The 18548-nt window shown below is 73.1% G+C and carries 12 protein-coding genes; 10 read left to right on the forward strand and 2 right to left on the reverse strand.

The genetic code is table 11. The features are described from left to right. Positions 1 to 36: 36 nt before the first annotated feature. On the reverse strand, positions 37 to 2874 hold the full coding sequence (locus ACZ61E_RS14885) for a lysylphosphatidylglycerol synthase domain-containing protein (protein ID WP_469700041.1): 2838 nt from the start codon (positions 2872 to 2874) through the stop codon (positions 37 to 39). A 197-nt stretch (positions 2875 to 3071) separates the two neighbouring features. Here ACZ61E_RS14885 and ACZ61E_RS14890 point away from each other — a divergent pair, with 197 nt between their 5' ends. The 6 genes from ACZ61E_RS14890 to nudC all read left to right on the forward strand — a co-directional run bounded on the left by ACZ61E_RS14890 (position 3072) and on the right by nudC (position 14463). Next, on the forward strand, positions 3072 to 3464 hold the full coding sequence (locus ACZ61E_RS14890) for an MGMT family protein (RefSeq protein ID WP_469700042.1): 393 nt from the start codon (positions 3072 to 3074) through the stop codon (positions 3462 to 3464). 260 nt (positions 3465 to 3724) lie between these two features. Further along, the gene (locus ACZ61E_RS14895; protein ID WP_469700043.1) at positions 3725 to 7153 is read left to right on the forward strand and encodes an ATP-dependent helicase; all 3429 of its coding nucleotides are present in this window, start codon (positions 3725 to 3727) and stop codon (positions 7151 to 7153) included. Positions 7154 to 7309: 156 nt separating this feature from the next. Further along, on the forward strand, positions 7310 to 8209 hold the full coding sequence (locus tag ACZ61E_RS14900) for a hypothetical protein (RefSeq protein WP_469700044.1): 900 nt from the start codon (positions 7310 to 7312) through the stop codon (positions 8207 to 8209). Positions 8210 to 8336: 127 nt separating this feature from the next. Next, positions 8337 to 12059: a UvrD-helicase domain-containing protein gene (locus ACZ61E_RS14905; RefSeq protein WP_469700045.1), complete on the forward strand. Its 3723-nt coding sequence runs from the start codon at positions 8337 to 8339 to the stop codon at positions 12057 to 12059. Between the two features lie 9 nt (positions 12060 to 12068). Further along, on the forward strand, positions 12069 to 13475 hold the full coding sequence (locus tag ACZ61E_RS14910) for a dipeptidase (RefSeq protein WP_469700046.1): 1407 nt from the start codon (positions 12069 to 12071) through the stop codon (positions 13473 to 13475). A 37-nt stretch (positions 13476 to 13512) separates the two neighbouring features. Then, positions 13513 to 14463, forward strand: coding sequence for an NAD(+) diphosphatase (gene nudC, locus ACZ61E_RS14915; protein ID WP_469700047.1), 951 nt, complete (start codon positions 13513 to 13515; stop codon positions 14461 to 14463). Positions 14464 to 14543: 80 nt separating this feature from the next. Here nudC and ACZ61E_RS14920 read toward each other — a convergent pair whose 3' ends face one another. Beyond that, positions 14544 to 14786, reverse strand: coding sequence for a mycoredoxin (locus ACZ61E_RS14920; RefSeq protein ID WP_364651091.1), 243 nt, complete (start codon positions 14784 to 14786; stop codon positions 14544 to 14546). A gap of 151 nt (positions 14787 to 14937) precedes the next feature. Between ACZ61E_RS14920 and ACZ61E_RS14925 the strand changes: the two genes are divergently transcribed. The 4 genes from ACZ61E_RS14925 (at position 14938) to ACZ61E_RS14940 (ending at position 18497) form a co-directional block, all read left to right on the forward strand. Further along, positions 14938 to 17136, forward strand: coding sequence for an ATP-dependent DNA helicase UvrD2 (locus ACZ61E_RS14925; RefSeq protein ID WP_469700048.1), 2199 nt, complete (start codon positions 14938 to 14940; stop codon positions 17134 to 17136). Positions 17137 to 17290: 154 nt separating this feature from the next. Continuing rightward, a complete protein-coding gene (locus tag ACZ61E_RS14930; protein WP_469700049.1) occupies positions 17291 to 17638 on the forward strand; it encodes a hypothetical protein in 348 nt (115 codons plus the stop codon). A gap of 170 nt (positions 17639 to 17808) precedes the next feature. Beyond that, a complete protein-coding gene (locus ACZ61E_RS14935) occupies positions 17809 to 18177 on the forward strand; it encodes a WhiB family transcriptional regulator (RefSeq protein ID WP_329035607.1) in 369 nt (122 codons plus the stop codon). After that, positions 18174 to 18497 carry a hypothetical protein gene (locus tag ACZ61E_RS14940; RefSeq protein ID WP_469700050.1) on the forward strand — a complete coding sequence of 108 codons (324 nt, stop codon included), beginning with the start codon at positions 18174 to 18176 and terminating at the stop codon, positions 18495 to 18497. The genes ACZ61E_RS14935 and ACZ61E_RS14940 overlap by 4 nt, the downstream gene beginning before the upstream one ends. Positions 18498 to 18548 lie beyond the last annotated feature (51 nt).

Consider the following 18548-nt stretch of genomic DNA (forward strand, 5'->3'; position numbering starts at 1 on the left):
GGGGGCCAGCCGGGTGGTGACCCGGTCCGGGGACCGTCAGAGGGCTCCCTTGCGGGTGAGGTGGTTGAAGCAGATCCACCCGGGCAGCACCGGCAGCCAGAGCGTCAGCGTCCTGTACAGGAGCACCGCGGGGACCGCCACCTCGGAGGGCACCCCGCCGGTCACCACCAGACCCACGGTCAGCGCGGTCTCGACGGCCCCCACGCCGCCCGGTGTCGGAGCGGCCGATCCGAGCGCGTTGCCCGCCAGGAAGATGACCGCGACGCTCGCGTAGCTCAGTCCGTGGTCGCCCTTGTCGAAGGCCCGTACGGACGCGTCCAGACACATCACGAACAGGCCGGTCAGCAGCAGCATGCCGCCGATGCCGGTGGCGAGTTTCATCGGCCGCTGGAGCACGTCGAGCATGCGCGGCACGACCCCGGCGAACAGCGAACGCAGCCGCGTCACCAGGAACTTGCGCAGGAACGGGATCGCGGTGACGACCAGCACCAGTACGGCGACCGTCAGCAGTCCCGCGATCACCGTCCTCGACGGGGTGAGGGAGGCGGTCTTCTCCGTACCGGTGAGATAGCCGAAGAGGAGCAGCAGCAGGATGTGCGCCCCGAGTCCGAACAGCTGCGAGGCGCCGACGCTGGCCACGGCCAGTCCCGGGCGTACGCCCGCGCGCTGGAGGAAACGGGTGTTGAGCGCCACACCGCCGATCGCCGCCGGGGCGACGATCTTGACGAAGGAGCCCGCGACCTGGGCGACCACCGTACGCAGGAAGCCCACCCGCTCCGGCACGAAGCCGAGCAGGCTCATCGCGGCGGCGAAGTAGCTGAGCGAGGAGAACAGGGCGGCCGCGGCGACCCAGCCCCAGTGCGCCTCCGAGACCACCGTGCCGAAGTCGATCCCGGCGAGGCTCGACAGCAGGAAGTACGCGGCGACCGCGCCCGCGATGAAGCTGAGCAGCGTGCGCGGTCGGATCCGCTCCAGACGGACCGGCTCGACGGGTGCCTGCGGCCTGATGAGCAGCACCTGCGCGCGGATCTGGGAGAGCAGGTCCTCCTCGCGGGCGCCCTCCTGCGCGTCGTCCAGCGCCCTCTTCTCGGCCTGTTTCTCGGCGCGCAGCGACTTGCGGGCCGCCTTGCGCTCGGCGTCCGTGACCGGTGCCTTCGCCTCCGGCGTACGGGAGCGCTTGGCCTCCAGGGACGCCTGGAGCACCGCCTCGCGCTCGCGCTGGGACCGCTCACGGGCGAGCCGGCGCAGCGTCGCGCGCGTGGAGCGGCTGAGCGCGATCGGCTGGAGCAGCGGCAGACAGTCGGCGACGGTGTCGGGGCCGAGGACGTCCACGGCGGTGGCCACCGCGCGTTCGGCACCGATCCGCAGTCCGGCCGTGGTGAGCAGCTGCGCGATGTCCATGCGCAGCACGACGTCGCCCGCGGCGATCTCGCCGCCGCGCAGATCGGTGACGATCACCCTGCCGTCCCGGTCGACCAGCAGCGCGTCGCCGGTGAGCCTGCGGTGGGCGATACGGCGCGACTGGAGCGCCTTGACCTGTTCCCAGGCGCCGCGCACCAGCTCGTCGGTGATCTCGTCGTCCGGCAGCGAGTCCAGGGAGCGCCCACCCGTGTGCTCGTACACGAGGATGACGGCGTCGGGGCCCAGCTCCGAAGTGGCGATCAGCTTGGGCGCGTTGGCGCCGGCGGCGATGGCGGCGTACGCGAGGAGCGCCTCCTGCTCCAGGGCCTGGCGCAGGGAGGGGATCGAGCGGCGGGTGCTGATGGTGCGCAGGGTGAGACGGCGCCAGACCCGGTAGAAGAAGCCCTGTGCCTGCTGTTCCCGGTCGACGACGGTGACGTCCAGCGGGGGGCCGTCGTCGAGCGTCACCAGATACCGGCGGCCCCGCTCGCCCTGCTCCGCGGTGTCGGCGGTCTCGTCGGGCTCGGCGCGCATCGCGCTGACGGGGCGGAAACCCACATGGCGAAGACCCGCCATCAGGGTCTGGCCGGTGGGCCGTACGTTGGGCGAGCCGACCGCGTAGAGCGTGCCGTACGCCACGGTCCAGCCGATCAGCACGGTGAGGATGATCGAGAACGGTGTGGTGTAGCCGGCCACCAGCATCGCGAACGCGTCGAGCAGCAGCACCACCCACAGGACCACGCGCCAGCGCGGTCTGCGCGCCATCCCGACGGCCGTCATATAGGCGATGACGGGCGCGAGATAGCCGTGGACGGGGTCGGTGAGCCCCTCGCCGGGCTGAGCGCGCGTCAGCGCGTCCTGGATGGAGCCGGGCGCCGCGCGGGCGACCCAGAGATCGGTCGCGAGCGTCACACCGTGGGCGAGGACGGCGGCGAGGACGCCGTCGGCGATGCGCAGGCCGTCGCGTTTGATCAGCCGCTCGATCGCGAACGCGACCGGGACGAGCAGCACGGCGATGCTGGAGATCAGGCCGGCGACCTTGACGAGCAGGTCGGGGGCCTGGCCGGTGCCCTTGCTGATGTCCTGTTCGAGACCGGACGTCGTGCCGTGGGCGAAGGCGGAGAGGCCGAGGACGATCGCGATGGCCAGGATGCCGATGAGCAGGCGCAGCAGGTCGGACGGGCGGTGCACGCGGGCGGCGAGCAGCGGTTCGTCCCCGGAGAGCGGGTCGGCGTGGCTGCCGGGGGGGACGTCCCGGCGGGACCCGCCGCCGGTGCCGGGGCCCGTCCCGTCCTCCTCGGCGCCGGTGCCGGGGCGCTCACTGGCTTCGGGGGACTCGGGCGGTTCGGGCGCGGTGCCGGGTCCGCGTCCGGTGGCGGTGCCGGACGCGGCTTCGGCCGCCCCGGCGTCGTCGGGGGCCGGATCGGGGCGTGGCTCGGCCGCAGGGCTGCCCGCCACCGTCGGAGGCTGCACGCCCTGCTCCTTCGTCGAGTCCGTGTCTTCTTGATCTCGTATCACCAGTCACCGCCCGCACGATGGTGGCACGTCGGCGTGACGGAGGGGGGTATCAGGGTGCATCGAGGGACACCGCGCCGTGTGCGCGGGACGGGGAGCCCGGCGGGGCCGAGCGGTCCGGCCGGCTGTCGGTGCCGTGCGGCAGGATGGGGCGGATGAGGAGCGACGAGCCCGACGAGGTGTCCGGAGACCTGCCCGAGTACGCGGAGCGGGTGCTCGATGTCGCCGACCTGATCCCGCCGGGCCGGGTCATGGCGTACGGGGACGTGGCCGAGTGGCTGGGCGAGGGCGGTCCGCGCCAGGTCGGCCGCGCGATGGCGCTGTACGGCGGGGCGGTGCCCTGGTGGCGTGTGGTCCGCTCGGACGGTGTGCTGCTGGCCGGCCACGAGTTGCGGGCCCTGGCCCACTACCGCGAGGAGGGCACCCCGCTGCGGGAGGCGTCGCGCGCCACCGAGGGGCATGTGCCACGTCTCGATATGAGACGGGCGCGATGGGACGGCCGACCGCCGGAAACGGGCGCTGATACGGGCGATGCTGCTCACATCTGACAGTTTCTGACATTCCGCCGTGTCGCGGGAGGTCCTGCGAGTTCGCTGGGGACCGTACGGATGACAACGGGACACGGTGACCTGGACGACTGCCGCGACCACGGTGCCCGTGCGGACCGTGAAGACCGTGAAGGCCGCCGGACCATCGGGCGGACTCCCCGCGTCCACGCCGTCCCACGGCGTAGCCTCGTCAGCTCGCGGCACAGACACCCCAGAAGGCCCCGTCAACACCAGCACCCCCTCCAGGACCGGCGATCCACGTGAGCTCCTCCTCCTTCACCGGACGTACCCCGCACCGTCGCGTACGGCAGCGGACCTCCGGTGCGTACCGACTGGTGCGTACGACGCCGGCTCCGGTGGACCCCCCTGTGCTGGACGCAGCCCAACGTCCGGTGGTTGACCACGACCGGGGACCGCTGCTCGTCCTGGCCGGTCCCGGTACCGGGAAAACGACCACGCTGGTCGAGAGTGTCGCCGCGCGGGTCGCGCGCGGCCTCGATCCGGAACGGATGCTCGTCCTCACCTTCAGCCGCAAGGCGGCGGTGGAACTGCGCGACCGTACGGCGGTCCGGCTGGGCGGTGCGCAGGGGCCGCAGGCGACCACGTTCCACTCATTCTGTTACGCCCTGATCCGCGCCCACCAGGAGGCCGACCTCTTCACGGAGCCGCTGCGGCTGCTGTCGGGCCCCGAGCAGGACGTCGCCGTACGGGAACTCCTCGCCGGCCAGCTCGACCTGGAGCGCGAAGGGCTGGCGCACATCCGCTGGCCCGACGAGCTGCGCGCCTGCCTCACCACGCGCGGGTTCGCCGACGAGGTGCGAGCGGTGCTCGCCCGCAGCAGGGAGCTGGGGCTCGGACCGGACTCCCTGTCCGTCTTCGCGCGGCGCACCGGGCGCCCCGACTGGACGGCGGCGGCGTCCTTCCTCGCCGAGTACCTCGACGTCCTGGACATGCAGGGCGTCCTGGACTACGCGGAACTGGTGCACCGCGCCGTGCTCCTCGCGGAACGGCCGGAGATCGCCGAGCGGCTGGCCGACCGGTACGACGCGGTCTTCGTCGACGAGTACCAGGACACCGACCCGGCGCAGGTCCGGCTGCTCAGGGCGCTCGCCGGGCACGGCCGGACGCTGGTCGCCTTCGGCGACCCCGACCAGTCGATCTACGCGTTCCGGGGCGCCGACGTGAACGGCATCCTCGACTTCCCCGAGGCCTTCCCGCGCGCCGACGGCCGTCCGGCCCCGGTGGAGGTCCTGACGACCTCCCGGCGCTCCGGGGCGGGCCTGCTCGCCGCGACCCGGCTGCTCACCCGCCGGATGCCGCTCAACCGGCTCCCGGCCGGGAAGGTGCGGGCGCACCGCGAGCTGGCGGCGGTCCGCGAGGGCGGCCGCGTCGAGACGTACACCTACCCGACCGCCTCGACCGAGCTGGAGAACATCGCCGACATCCTGCGGCGCGCGCATCTTGAAGAGGGCGTGCCGTGGAGTGAGATGGCGGTGCTGGTACGGGCCGGCGGCCGGACCATCCCCGCCGTGCGGCGGGCCCTGACCTCGGCGGGCGTTCCCCTGGAGATCGACGGCGACGACGTGCCGCTGCGTCATGAACCGGCGGTGTCCCCGCTGCTGACGGCGCTGCGCGCGGTCGCGACGGCGGCGGTGAGGCCGGCGCACGGCGAGCCGGAGCCGGAAGCCGGGGACGGGGCCGGGGGTGAGATCCGGGGTGAAGCCGGGGCCGGTGCCGCGTCGGGGGGCGTGGGCGAGGACCCGGCGGAGGACGCCGGCGCCGTCGCGGCCGGCGCCCTCCCCGGGGGCGAGAGCGACTGGCTCGACGTCGAGACCGCGCTCACCCTGCTCACCTCGCCCCTCGGCGGTATGGACGCCGCCGACCTCCGCCGCCTCGGCCGGGCGCTGCGCGACGAGGAGCGGGCCGCGGGCAACCGGGTACCGCCGCCCTCCGACACGCTGCTGGCACGCGCCCTCGCCGAACCGCAGCGCCTCGTCACACACGACCCCGCCCACGCGCGCGGCGCGCAGCGGCTCGGCGCGCTGCTCGCCAAGGCGCGTGATCTGCTGGCGGGCGGCGGCACCGCGGAGGAGGCGCTGTGGGAGCTGTGGGACGGCACGCCCTGGCCGGCCCGGCTGGAGCGCTCCGCCCTGCGGGGCGGCGCCGCAGGCCGTAACGCGGACCGTGACCTGGACGCCGTGTGCGCCCTGTTCGACGCCGCCGCGCGGGCCGAGGAACGCACCGGCGGGCGCGGCGCCCTCAACTTCCTTGAGGAGATCGACGCGCAGGACATCGCCGCCGACACGCTCGGCGGCAGGACCGTACGGCCCGACGCCGTCCGTCTTATGACCGCGCACCGCTCCAAGGGTCTCGAATGGCGGCTCGTCGTCGTCGCGGGGGTCCAGGAGGGGCTGTGGCCCGACCTCCGCCGGCGCGGCTCTCTTCTGGAGGCGGACAGGATCGGCCGGGACGGTCTGGCCGAACCCCTCACTCCCGGCGCCCTCCTCACGGAGGAACGCCGCCTCTTCTACGTGGCGGCGACCCGCGCCCGCGAACGGCTCGTCGTCACGGCGGTCAGGGCGCCCGCCGACGACGGCGACCAGCCGTCCCGCTTCCTCACCGAACTGGGCGCCGACCCCAAGGACGTCTCCGGCCGGCCACGCCGTCCGCTCGCCGTCGCCGCGCTCGTCGCCGAGCTGCGCGCCACGACCGTCGACCCCCAGGCGGCGCCCGCGCTGCGCGACGCCGCGGCCCGCCGGCTCGCCCGGCTCGCCGCCCTCAGCGACGAGGAGGGCCAGCCGCTGGTCCCCGCCGCTCACCCGCACCGCTGGTGGGGCCTGTACGAGCCGACGCACAGCGCCGTGCCCCTGCGCGACAGGGACCAGCCCGTCGCGCTCTCCGGCAGCGCGCTGGACCAGCTCGCCAACACCTGCGCGCTCCAGTGGTTCCTGGGGCGGGAGGTCAAGGCGGACGAACTGCCCACCGCCGCCCAGGGCTTCGGCAACGTCGTCCATGTCCTGGCCGACGAGGTGGCCTCCGGCCGTACCCCCGCCGATCTCGCCGTCCTCATGGAGCGGCTGGACTCCGTCTGGGACTCGCTCGCCTTCGACGCGCCCTGGAAGTCCCAGCAGGAGAAGCAGCACGCGCGTGTGGCCCTGGAACGCTTCCTGCGGTGGCACGTGATGGACCGCGTCGGGCGCACACCGGCGGCCACCGAGCACGCCTTCGACGTCACCCTTGAGGCCGGTTCCTACGAGGTGCGCATCCGGGGCTCCATGGACCGTGTGGAGCGGGATGCCCAGGGGCGTGCCTACGTCGTCGACTTCAAGACCGGGAAGGCGGCTCCTACCAAGGAGGAGGTCGCGCACCACCCGCAGCTCGCCGTGTACCAGCTCGCGGTGGGGGAGGGCGCGGTGGACGAGGTCTTCGACGGGCGGCGGCCGGAGGCGGGCGGCGCCGAACTCGTACAGCTGCGGCAGGCGGCCCCCAAGAAGGAGGGCGGCGACGACCTGCCCAGGATCCAGGCGCAGGAGCCGCTCGCGGGCGAGTGGGTCGGCGATCTGCTCGCGACGGCGGCCGGGCGCGTGCTGGACGAACGCTTCACACCGAGCACCGGCCAGCACTGCGCGCACTGCTCGTTCCGCGCCTCGTGCAGCGCCCGGCCGGAGGGCCGGCAGATCGTGGAGTGAGTGCCCCTCCCGTATGAATCCCCTCGTGCACATGCACCCTTCGCGGCTCCCCACCCGGCCGGAAGGGGAACGGCACGTCAGGCGGCACGGTCCCCGGGACGTGCCGGACCGCGCCCGACGTGGCGGATGTGCCAGATGTGCGAGGAGAGACGACAGATGACCGCGATCCAACGGAAGTTCCTGACGCCCGCGCTGATGAGCGCGGTCACGGTGGCCGCTCTGGCGAGTTGCTCCACCGGCGGCGCCACCGAGGTGGCGCCGGGCACGGACGCCGCCGGGGCCGCCGCGAAGCAGGCGGCGCCCTCGACGGGAGCGCCGTCCGCGGGGCCGTTCGCGGGCCTCGACGCCGCGCGCATCGCCCAGGAGGCCCTGGCCGCGACCAAGGGCGCCAAGTCCCTGCGGCTGACGGCGGAGGGCACCAAGGACGGCCGCGTCCTCAAGGTCGATTTCTCGCTGGACGAGCGGGGCACCTGCACGGGAGGTCTGCGCCGCGACGACAGCGAGGCCGAGTTCACGGTGATGGACGGCGTCACGTATCTCAAGGGCGACGACGAGTTCTGGCGGGCTGTCGGCGCCGGCGGGAGACCGGACGGCGGGAGCACCGGCCCGACCACCGATCCCGGCCGGACCACCGACCCGACCGCCGGCCCCGACGACCCGAGCGCCGGAACCGGCAGCGCCGACGGGTTGGCCGAACTGCTCCGGGGCAAGTGGCTCAGGATTCCGGCGGGCGAGGACGCCGCCGGGCGCGCGCTGGGCGGCGCCTGCGATCTGGACGCGATGCTCGGCCGGCTCGACACCGCCGGGGCGGACGGGCTGACCCGGGGCGCCGCCGCCGAGGTCGACGGCCGGAAGGCGGTCACTCTGGTGAAGCGGCAGGACGGAGTGACGAACACGACGTTCGTCGCGGCCGAAGGTGCCCCGTACCTGCTGAAGTCGGTCAGCGAGGGCGGCGCGGATCCCGGCACCGTCCTCTTCCGGGACTTCGGAGTACCCGTCAGCGCGACCGCGCCGCCCGCCGCCGACGTCGTCGACCTGCGGGACGTCCAGCGGTAACCGCCCCGGACCCGAAGCGCGGGGACCACCGACGACGGTGACGTCCGGCACCCGACACCCGTGACGTCCCGTTCCGCCGGATCTGTCCGGCGTTCTCCTGTCAGTGGTCCCCGATAGCCTCTCTGAAGTGTCCGCTCGTATCACCGACCCCGCGCAGCTCAACGAACTCCTCGGCATTCCGTTCACCCCGGAGCAGACGGCGTGCATCACCGCACCGCCCGCCCCGCAGGTGATCGTGGCCGGCGCGGGCTCCGGCAAGACGACGGTGATGGCCGCGCGCGTCGTGTGGCTCGTGGGCACCGGCCAGGTGGCCCCCGAGCAGGTCCTCGGCCTCACCTTCACCAACAAGGCGGCGGGCGAACTGGCCGAGCGGGTGCGCAAGGCGCTCGTACGGGCCGGGGTGACCGACCCCGATCTGCTCGACCAGGAGAACCCGCCGGGCGAGCCCCGCATCTCCACCTACCACGCCTTCGCCGGACAGCTCCTCACCGACCACGGGCTGCGGATCGGGCTGGAGCCGACAGCCAGGCTGCTGGCGGACGCCACGCGCTACCAACTCGCCGCGCGGGTGCTGAAGGAGGCCCCTGGCCCGTACCCCGCACTGACCCGGTCGTTCCCCGCCCTGGTCAGCGATCTGCTGGCGCTCGACGCCGAACTGGCCGAGCATCTCGTGCCCACCGGTGCACTCGCCGCGTACGACAGCGAACTGCTCGGCGTCCTCGAAGGCGTCCGGCTCGGCAACGCCGACCTGCGCAAGGTGCCCGAGACCGCCGGCGCCCGCCGCGAACTGCTCGATCTGGTGGGGCGCTACCGCGCGGCCAAGAGCGCCCGCGACCTGCTCGACTTCGGCGACCAGATCGCCCTCTCGGCCGAACTGGCCCTGACCAGGCCCGAGGTCGGCCGCATCCTGCGCGACGAGTTCCGGGTCGTGCTGCTCGACGAGTACCAGGACACGTCGGTCGCCCAACGCCTGCTCCTGTCGGGCCTCTTCGGCTCCGGCACCGGCCATCCGGTGACGGCCGTCGGCGACCCCTGCCAGGCGATCTACGGATGGCGCGGCGCCTCGGTCGCCAACCTGGACGACTTCCCCGCCCACTTCCCGGGCGCCGACGGCACCCCGGCCGCCCGCTTCTCGCTCAGCGAGAACCGCCGCAGCGGCGGCCGGCTGCTCGACCTCGCCAACGGTCTCGCCGGGCCGCTGCGCGCCATGCACGAAGGTGTCGAAGCGCTGCGGCCCGCACCCGGCGCCGAGCGCGACGGGATCGTGCGCTGCGCCCTCCTCCGTACCCATGCCGAGGAGCTGGACTGGCTCGCCGACTCCATCGCGCATCTGGTGCGCACCGGCAAGGAGCCCGCCGAGATCGCGGTGCTCTGCCGCACCGCCGGTGACTTCCCCGCGATCCAGGGCGCGCTCGTCGCCCGCGACGTGCCCGTGGAGGTCGTCGGCCTGGCCGGGCTGCTCCATCTCCCGGAGGTCGCCGACCTCGTGGCGATGTGCGAGGTCCTCCAGGACCCCGGCGCCAACGCCTCCCTGGTACGGCTGCTCACCGGCCCGCGCTGGCGCATCGGCCCCCGCGACCTGGCCCTCCTCGGCCGCCGTGCCCGACTGCTCGTCCACCGTACGAAGGACGGCTCCAGCGACGAACCGGCCGATCCCGACGAACGACTGGCGGCGGCGGTCGAGGGCACCGACCCCGCCGAGGTGACCTCGCTCGCCGACGCGCTCGACACGTTCCTGGAGTCGGCCGGAGGCAAGGACGACGGTCTGCCGTTCTCCGCCGCCGCGCGTGTGCGCTTCGCCCGGCTCGCGGCCGAACTGCGCGAACTGCGCCGCTCGCTGGCCGACCCGCTGATGGACGTCCTGCACCGGGTCCTCGCCACCACCGGCCTGGAGGTCGAACTCTCGGCGTCCCCCCACGCCCTGGCCGCGCGGCGCCGCGAGACCCTGGGCAACTTCCTCGACACGGCCGCCTCCTTCGCCGCGCTCGACGGGGACGCCACACTCCTCGCCTTCCTCGCCTTCCTCAGGACGGCGGCCCAGTACGAGAAGGGCCTGGACAACGCGCTGCCCGGCGGCGAGAACACGGTGAAGGTCCTGACCGCGCACAAGTCCAAGGGGCTGGAGTGGGACGTCGTGGCCGTCCCCGGCCTGGTCACCGGACAGTTCCCCAACAGCAGGGCGCGCGAGTCCTGGACGTCCCAGCCGAAGGTCCTGCCGCACGCCCTGCGCGGCGACGCCCCGACGCTCCCGGACGTCGCCGAGTGGGACGCCCGTGGCCTCAGAGGCTTCAAGGACGAGATGCGCGCCCACCAGCACACGGAGGAACTGCGCCTCGGCTACGTGACCTTCACCCGCCCGCGCTCGCTGCTGCTCGGTTCCGGCCACTGGTGGGGGCCGACGCAGAAGCGCGCCCGGGGCCCCTCGGACTTCCTCCACGCCCTCCACGAGCACTGCGCGGCCGGCTTCGGCGAGATCGAGGTGTGGGCGGACGAGCCCCCGGAGTCCGCGGAGAACCCCGCGCTGCTCGCGGCCGATACGGCGCGGGCGTGGCCCCTGCCGCTGGACCCGGACTCACTGGCCCGCCGCCGTACGGCGGCGGACGCGGTCCTGGCGCACCTGGACGCGCTGACGGTCTCCGCCGGGGCGACGGACCGGCCCTACGACGAGCCTCTTTTTGAGGAGGACGCCCCGCCGCCGGACGCCCCGCCGCCGGACGACGCGTACCCCGGCGGTGTGTACGACGACCCGGAGGAGCCCGAGGACCCCGACGACACCCATGACCCGTACGACCCGTACGACCCGACGGAGTACGGGCCGGGCCCCGCCGGCGACGGGGAGCACGACGACCTGGCGGACTGGGACGACTGGGAGACGGAACGCGGGCAGCCGCCGACGCCGGGGAATCCGGAGCACGCCGAGCACCCCCAGCACGCCGAGGGCCCCGAGTACCGGGCGGACCCGGCGGACGTACCGGCGCGGGCGGACCCGCCGCGGCTGCCCGGTCCCCGGCCGCCGGCCGGGGAGGCGCGGCTCACCCCCGAGGAACGCCGCACACTCGCCTCCTGGGACCGCGACCTCGACGCCCTCTCCGGAGAGCTCCTGCGTGCCCGCGCGCGCGTCCGCGACGTCCCCGTACCGCCCTCCCTGTCCGCCTCCCAGCTGCTGCGTCTGGCCGCCGACCCCGACGCGTTCGCCCAGGAACTGGCCCGTCCCATGCCCCGCCCGCCGCAGCGCGCGGCGCGCCGCGGCACCCGGTTCCACGCCTGGGTGGAGTCCCGCTTCGAGGAGCTGCCGCTCCCGATGCTCGGTCCCGACGAGCTGCCCGGCGGAGCCGCGGACGAGCCGGAGATCGCCGACGAGCGTGATCTGGCGGCGCTCAAGGAGGCCTTCGACCGCACCCCGTACGCCCGGCGCACGCCGTACCGCGTCGAGGCGCCTTTCCAGCTCACCCTCGCCGGCCGGGTGATCCGGGGCCGTATCGACGCGGTCTACCGCGACACCGACCCGCTGACGGGCACCGTCACGTACGAGATCGTCGACTGGAAGACCAGCCGGGGCCGCACCGGTGACCCGCTCCAGCTCGCCGTCTACCGACTGGCCTGGGCCGAGCAGCACGGCATCGCCCCGGACGCGGTCACGGCCACCTTCCTCTACGTGCGCAGCGGTGCGGCCGTGCGTCCCGAGGGGCTGCCCGGCCGCGCCGGGCTGGAGCGCATCCTCCTGTACGGCACCGGGCACGGCACCGACCACACCGCCGACGAGACCTCCGCCGCCGCCCCCGGCGAGCTCGTGCCGGAACAGCGTCCCGAACGGGGAACGGCAGACGAGACCACCCCCGGAGCCGGATAGGCTCGATGTATGAGCGAGACCCCGGACAGCGCCGTCCGTACGCACACCCGTGACTACATCCGGTCCCACCGCGCGGCCTTCCTCGACGACCTCTCCGAGTGGCTGCGCATCCCGTCCGTATCGGCGCGGCCCGACCACGACGCGGACGTACGGCGCAGCGCCGACTGGCTCGCCGCGAAACTCCGCGAGACCGGCTTCCCGGTCGCGGAGATCTGGGACACCCCCGGCGCCCCCGCCGTCTTCGCCGAGTGGCCGTCCGACGACCCGGCCGCCCCGGTCGTCCTGGTCTACGGCCACCACGACGTCCAGCCCGCCGCCCGTGAGGACGGCTGGCGGAGCGACCCCTTCGAACCGGTCGTCCGGGACGGGCGGCTGTACGCGCGCGGCGCCGCCGACGACAAGGGACAGGTGTTCTTCCACACACTCGGCGTCCGGGCGCATCTCGCGGCCACCGGCCGTGACAACCCCGCCGTCCATCTCAAACTGCTCGTCGAGGGCGAGGAGGAGTCCGGCTCCCCGCACTTCCGCGCGCTGGTCGAGCAGCGGGCCGCCCGTCTCGCCGCCGACGCGGTGATCGTCTCCGACACCGGCATGTGGTCCGCGGACACCCCCACCGTCTGCACCGGCATGCGCGGGCTCGCCGAGTGCGAGGTGGAGCTGTACGGGCCCGACCAGGACATCCACTCCGGCTCGTTCGGCGGCGCGGTGCCCAACCCGGCCACCGTCGCCGCCCGACTCGTGGCCGCGCTGCACGACGAGGACGAGCGGGTCACGGTGCCCGGCTTCTACGACGGCGTCCCCCCGCTCACCGACGCCGAGCGCACGCTCATCGCCGAGCTGCCCTTCGACGAGGAGGCGTGGCTGCGTACGGCCAAGTCGCACGGCACGCTCGGCGAGGCGGGCTACTCCACGCTGGAGCGCGTCTGGGCCCGCCCCACCGCCGAGGTCAACGGCATGGGAGGCGGCTACCAGGGCCCCGGCGGCAAGACGATCATCCCGTCGTCCGCCCGGCTGAAACTGTCGTTCCGGCTCGTCGGCGGCCAGGACCCGGACCGGATCGAGCGCGCCGTCGGTGACTGGATCGACGCCAGGATCCCGGCCGGTGTCCGCCACAAGACCACCTTCGCCGCGGCCACCCGCCCCTGTCTGACCCCGCTGGACCATCCCGCGCTCCAGTCGGTCGTCCGCGCCATGGGCCGCGCCTTCGAGCAGAAGATCCGCTTCACCCGCGAAGGCGGCTCGGGACCGGCCGCCGACCTCCAGGACGTGCTCGGCGCACCCGTGCTGTTCCTGGGTATCTCCGTACCGTCCGACGGCTGGCACGCGCCCGACGAGAAGGTCGAGATCGACCTCCTCATGAAGGGCGTGGAGACGACCGCCTACCTCTGGAGCGATCTCGCCGCCGCTCTCCGCTGAACAGACACCCATCCATCCGGGGGAGTTGGAAGTACCAGTGAGCACCACCACCAGCGGCGGGGACACCGCCGCACACCGGCCGATCGTCCTGACCTCCGACAGCGGCATCGACCGGGCCGCGCACCACCGCCTCGACGAGGCGTGGCTGGCCGCCGCGTGGAGTCACCCGACGACGCGGGTCTTCGTGGTCTCCGCCGGCCAGGCGCTGATAGACGACACCCCGGACGGCCGTACCGAACTCGTCATGACCCCGTCCTTCGAGGCGCCCCTCACCGAGACCCACCGCTACTTCCTCGGTACGGACGCCGACGGAGTCAGCTACTTCGCTCTCCAGAAGGACACGCTGCCGGGCCGCATGGACCAGTCGGCACGCCCCGCCGGGCTCCGCGAGGCCGCGCTGCTGCTCTCCCCGCGCGACGCGGGCCTGATGGTCCACGCCGTCGCGCTGGAGAACTGGCAGCGGCTGCACCGCTTCTGCTCCCGCTGCGGCGAGCGCACGGTGATCGCGGCGGCCGGCCACATCCGCCGCTGCCCCGCGTGCGGCGCCGAGCACTACCCGCGTACCGACCCCGCCGTGATCATGCTCGTCACCGACGAGCGGGACCGCGCGCTCCTCGGCCGTCAGGTGCACTGGCCGGAGGGGCGGTTCTCGACCCTGGCGGGCTTCGTGGAGCCGGGGGAGTCGATCGAACAGTCCGTGGCCCGCGAGGTGTTCGAGGAGGCGGGCATCGCGATCGGCGCCGTCGAGTACGTCGCGAGCCAGCCCTGGCCCTTCCCCTCCAGCCTGATGCTGGGCTTCATGGCCCGCGCCACCTCCTTCGACATCAACGTGGACGGTGACGAGATCCAGGAGGCGCGCTGGTTCTCGCGCGACGACCTGCGGACCGCGATCGAGGCGGGCGAGGTCCTGCCCCCGACGGGCATCTCGATCGCGGCACGTCTGACGGAGCTCTGGTATGGGAAACCGCTGCCGAAGCCCCTGAACTGACATGAGCGCGTGGGAGCCCCCGCCGGCCGGCGGGGGCTCCCACGGTGTCTCGTCCGTCGTGCGGCGCGCCGCACGTGCGCTCAGGCGCCGACCTTCTGCTTGACCTGCGCCAGGGACGGGTTCGTCAACGTCGACCCGTCGGCGAAGAGCAGGGTCGGGACCGTCTGGTTGCCGCCGTTCGCCTTCTCGACGAACGCCGCCGAATCCGGGTCCTGCTCGATGTTGATCTCGGTGTACGCGATGCCTTCGCGGTCCATCTGGCCCTTGAGCCGACGGCAGTAGCCGCACCACGTGGTGCTGTACATCGTCACGGTCCCCGGCATGTCTTCTCGCGCTCCTCTGGCAGGCTCGGAAAGTCTTCGCTGACAGAAGAACGTACGTGACCTGGTCACCATTCCCGTACTTGTACGACCGACGTGACTCCCCTGTGGACAACCGCCGCACCGGCCTCACCGGACCTGGCAGCATGGCGGGGTGACAGCAGCAACGCACTCCTCACTCTTCCCGCAGGATCCCGACGGCAGCCAGTTCGTGGAACCGCCGCGCGACGCCGACGCGGTGCTCGACGGGCTCGACCCCGAGCAGCGCGAGGTCGCGACGGCGCTGCACGGTCCGGTGTGTGTGCTGGCCGGCGCCGGCACGGGCAAGACGCGGGCCATCACCCACCGCATCGCGTACGGCGTGCGGGCCGGCATCCTCCAGCCCGCCAGCGTCCTCGCCGTCACCTTCACCAACCGGGCGGCGGGGGAGATGCGCGGGCGGCTGCGCCAGCTGGGCGCGGGCGGCGTCCAGGCGCGTACGTTCCACTCGGCGGCGCTGCGCCAGCTCCAGTACTTCTGGCCCAAGGTGGTCGGCGGTGAGCTGCCCCGGCTGCTCGAACGCAAGGTCCAGCTGGTCGCGGAGTCGGCCGCGCGCTGCCGGATCCGGCTCGACCGCAACGAGTTGAGGGACGTCACCGGCGAGATCGAGTGGGCCAAGGTCACCCAGACCGTGCCCGGCGACTATCCGGCGGCGGTCGCCAAGTCCCACCGCGACGCCCCGCGCGACCCCGCGGAAATCGGCCAGATCTACGCGATGTACGAACAGCTGAAACGGGACAGGTCGGTGATCGACTTCGAGGACGTCCTGCTGCTCACCGTCGGCATCCTCCAGGACCGGCACGACATCGCCGACCAGATCCGCCGCCAGTACCAGCACTTCGTGGTGGACGAGTACCAGGACGTGAGCCCGCTCCAGCAGCGGCTGCTCGAACTGTGGATGGGCGACCGGGAGAATCTCTGCGTCGTCGGCGACGCCAGCCAGACGATCTACTCGTTCACCGGAGCCACCCCGGACCATCTGCTGAACTTCCGCACCCGCCACCCGGGCGCGACGATGGTGAAGCTCGTCCGGGACTACCGCTCCACCCCCCAGGTCGTGCACCTGGCCAACGGCCTGCTGAATCAGGCCAGGGGCCGCGCCGCCGAACACCGGCTGGAACTCATCTCCCAGCGCGATCCGGGCCCCGAGCCCGTCTACACGGAGTACGCGGACGAGCCGGCCGAGGCGGAGGGCACCGCGCGCCGGATCCGCGACCTCGTCGCGGCGGGCGTCCCGGCCGGTGAGATCGCCGTGCTGTACCGGATCAACGCCCAGTCGGAGGTCTACGAACAGGCTCTCGCCGACGCCGGGGTGCCCTACCAACTCCGGGGCGCGGAGCGATTCTTCGAGCGCCAGGAGGTACGGGAGGCGGGAGCCGCCCTGCGCGGCGCGGCCCGCTTCGGCGGCAACGACTCGCTGCTGGACGACGTGGTGGACCTGCCGTCCCAGGTGCGGGCCGTGCTCTCCACCAAGGGCTGGACCACCGAACCGCCCACGGGCTCCGGCGCGGTGCGCGACCGCTGGGAATCGCTGGCGGCCCTCGTGCGTCTCGCCGAGGACTTCGTACGGGCCAGGCCGGAGGCGACCCTCGGTGATCTGGTCACCGAGCTGGACGAGCGCGCCGCCGCCCAGCACGCCCCCACGGTCCAGGGCGTCACCCTCGCCTCGCTCCACGCGGCCAAGGGCCTGGAGTGGGACGCGGTGTTCCTGGTCGGCCTGACCGAGGGGATGATGCCGATCACGTACGCCAAGACCGACGAACAGGTCGAGGAGGAGCGCAGGCTCCTCTACGTCGGGGTCACCCGCGCCCGGCTGCACATCTCCCTGTCGTGGGCGCTCTCCCGGGCCCCCGGCGGCCGGGCCTCCCGGCGCCCCACCCGCTTCCTGAGCGGGCTGCGACCGGGCTCCTCCGCCCCGGGAACGCGCGGCGCGGGCGCGGCGGGCGGCGGCGCGTCCGAGCGCGGCCGGCGCAAGCGGCGCGGCCCGGTGCTGTGCCGTGTCTGCGGCACGACGCTGACGGACGCGGGCGAGATGAAGCTGATGCGCTGCGAGGGCTGCCCGTCGGACATGGACGAGGGGCTCTACGAGCGGCTGCGAGAGTGGCGTTCGGACCAGGCGAAACAACTGGGTCAGCCCGCCTACTGCGTGTTCACCGACAAGACGCTGATGGCGATCGCCGAGTCCGTGCCCGGCGACGACGGCGAGCTGTCCCGGATCTCGGGCGTCGGCGGCCGCAAGCTGGAGCGGTTCGGGGCCGATGTCCTCGCCATCTGCGCAGGTGAGGAGCTTGTCGGGGAGGACGGGGAGAGCTGATACAAACTCGTCGAGAAAATAGTTTGCGCGCGCCCCGCGAATCACCATAGGTTCTTAACCACGGGAACAGCGGGCTTCTCCGAAGCCCGGTCCCCGTGCTCTACTTGTCCGAAGTGGTATCCGGATTTCGATACGCCGAGAGGAGGCGATTCCAGTGATCAGCATCACCAGCAGCTTCATCAGCACCGCCGAAATGACCGATCGCTCGGTCGCTTCCGCCTGCTCGTTCGACGTCTCGCTGTCCGGGCTGCTCGCCACCGATGGATCTTCGTTCGCCGCCACCGGTCTGTCGGGCGTCCGCGCCGGCCGGATCAACCCCGTGGCTCTTCCTGTCACGGGCGGCAATGAGCGACCGACCAAGGCACTGGCGGCAGAAGTAGCGGCAGCGGAGGCCAAGGCCTATGCGGTCGCCGCGGCCGGTGCGGAAGCCAAGAAGCAGACCAAGCAGCACCACATGATGTGGGCCTTCCGTGGGCCTGACCCCTGGAGTGATCCAGCCTGATCTGATCAGGCCGGCGCCTTCAGGGCCGCGGAACCCCACCCGGGATCCGCGGCCCTTCTGTTTGTCCCGAACGGGACAGGCGGAGCGAAGGGGCCTCGGGAAGAGAACCACCCGGTACCAACCGACAACCGGCCAACAGGCCGGACCGAAAAGACGAGGAAGACACCACCGTGCAACTCGAAGCGCACGCCCCGTCCGTACCGCCTTCCGAAACGATCACCCCGCCCGGCCTCACGGAGGACTCCACCTTGACCCCGCTCACCGCGCTCACCGCGCTCGACGACGCCATCGAGAACCTCGGCGTACCCGTTCCGTGCCGTGCCTACGACCCGGAGGTCTTCTTCGCGGAGTCCCCGGCCGACGTCGAGTACGCCAAGTCCCTCTGCCGTACCTGCCCGCTGATGGAGGCATGCCTCGCCGGCGCCAAGGAGCGGCGTGAGCCGTGGGGTGTCTGGGGCGGCGAACTCTTCATCCAGGGCGTGGTCGTGGCCCGCAAGCGGCCCCGTGGCCGTCCGCGCAAGAACCCGGTCGCCGCATGAACGCCACCGGCACCATCGACCGCCCTTTCACGCACGACCCCAAGAAGCAGGCTCCGATGACCTCTTCCCTGCGTGAGCCGTCCGGCTCCGCCACCACAGCCGTCAGTACCACCGGCGCGAGCGACTCGCGCCAGAACAGGACCCGCGAGATGCAACTCATTCCAGAAGCCATGGCACGCGCGCATATGGCCGAGCGACGGCAGGAAGCCGACGCGGAACGCCAGGCCGTGCGCCTGGTCGCCGCGCGGCGGATGCAGCGCCGCGCCGAGCGCGTGTCGATGCGCGCCCGCCGCGCGCTGGCCATGGCGGTCATGCACTGACCGCCTCGGCCGGGCGGCACGACGCCACAGGCTCCCTTCTCTGCCGCGGGG

This window comes from Streptomyces sp. NPDC104581, from assembly GCF_055583685.1.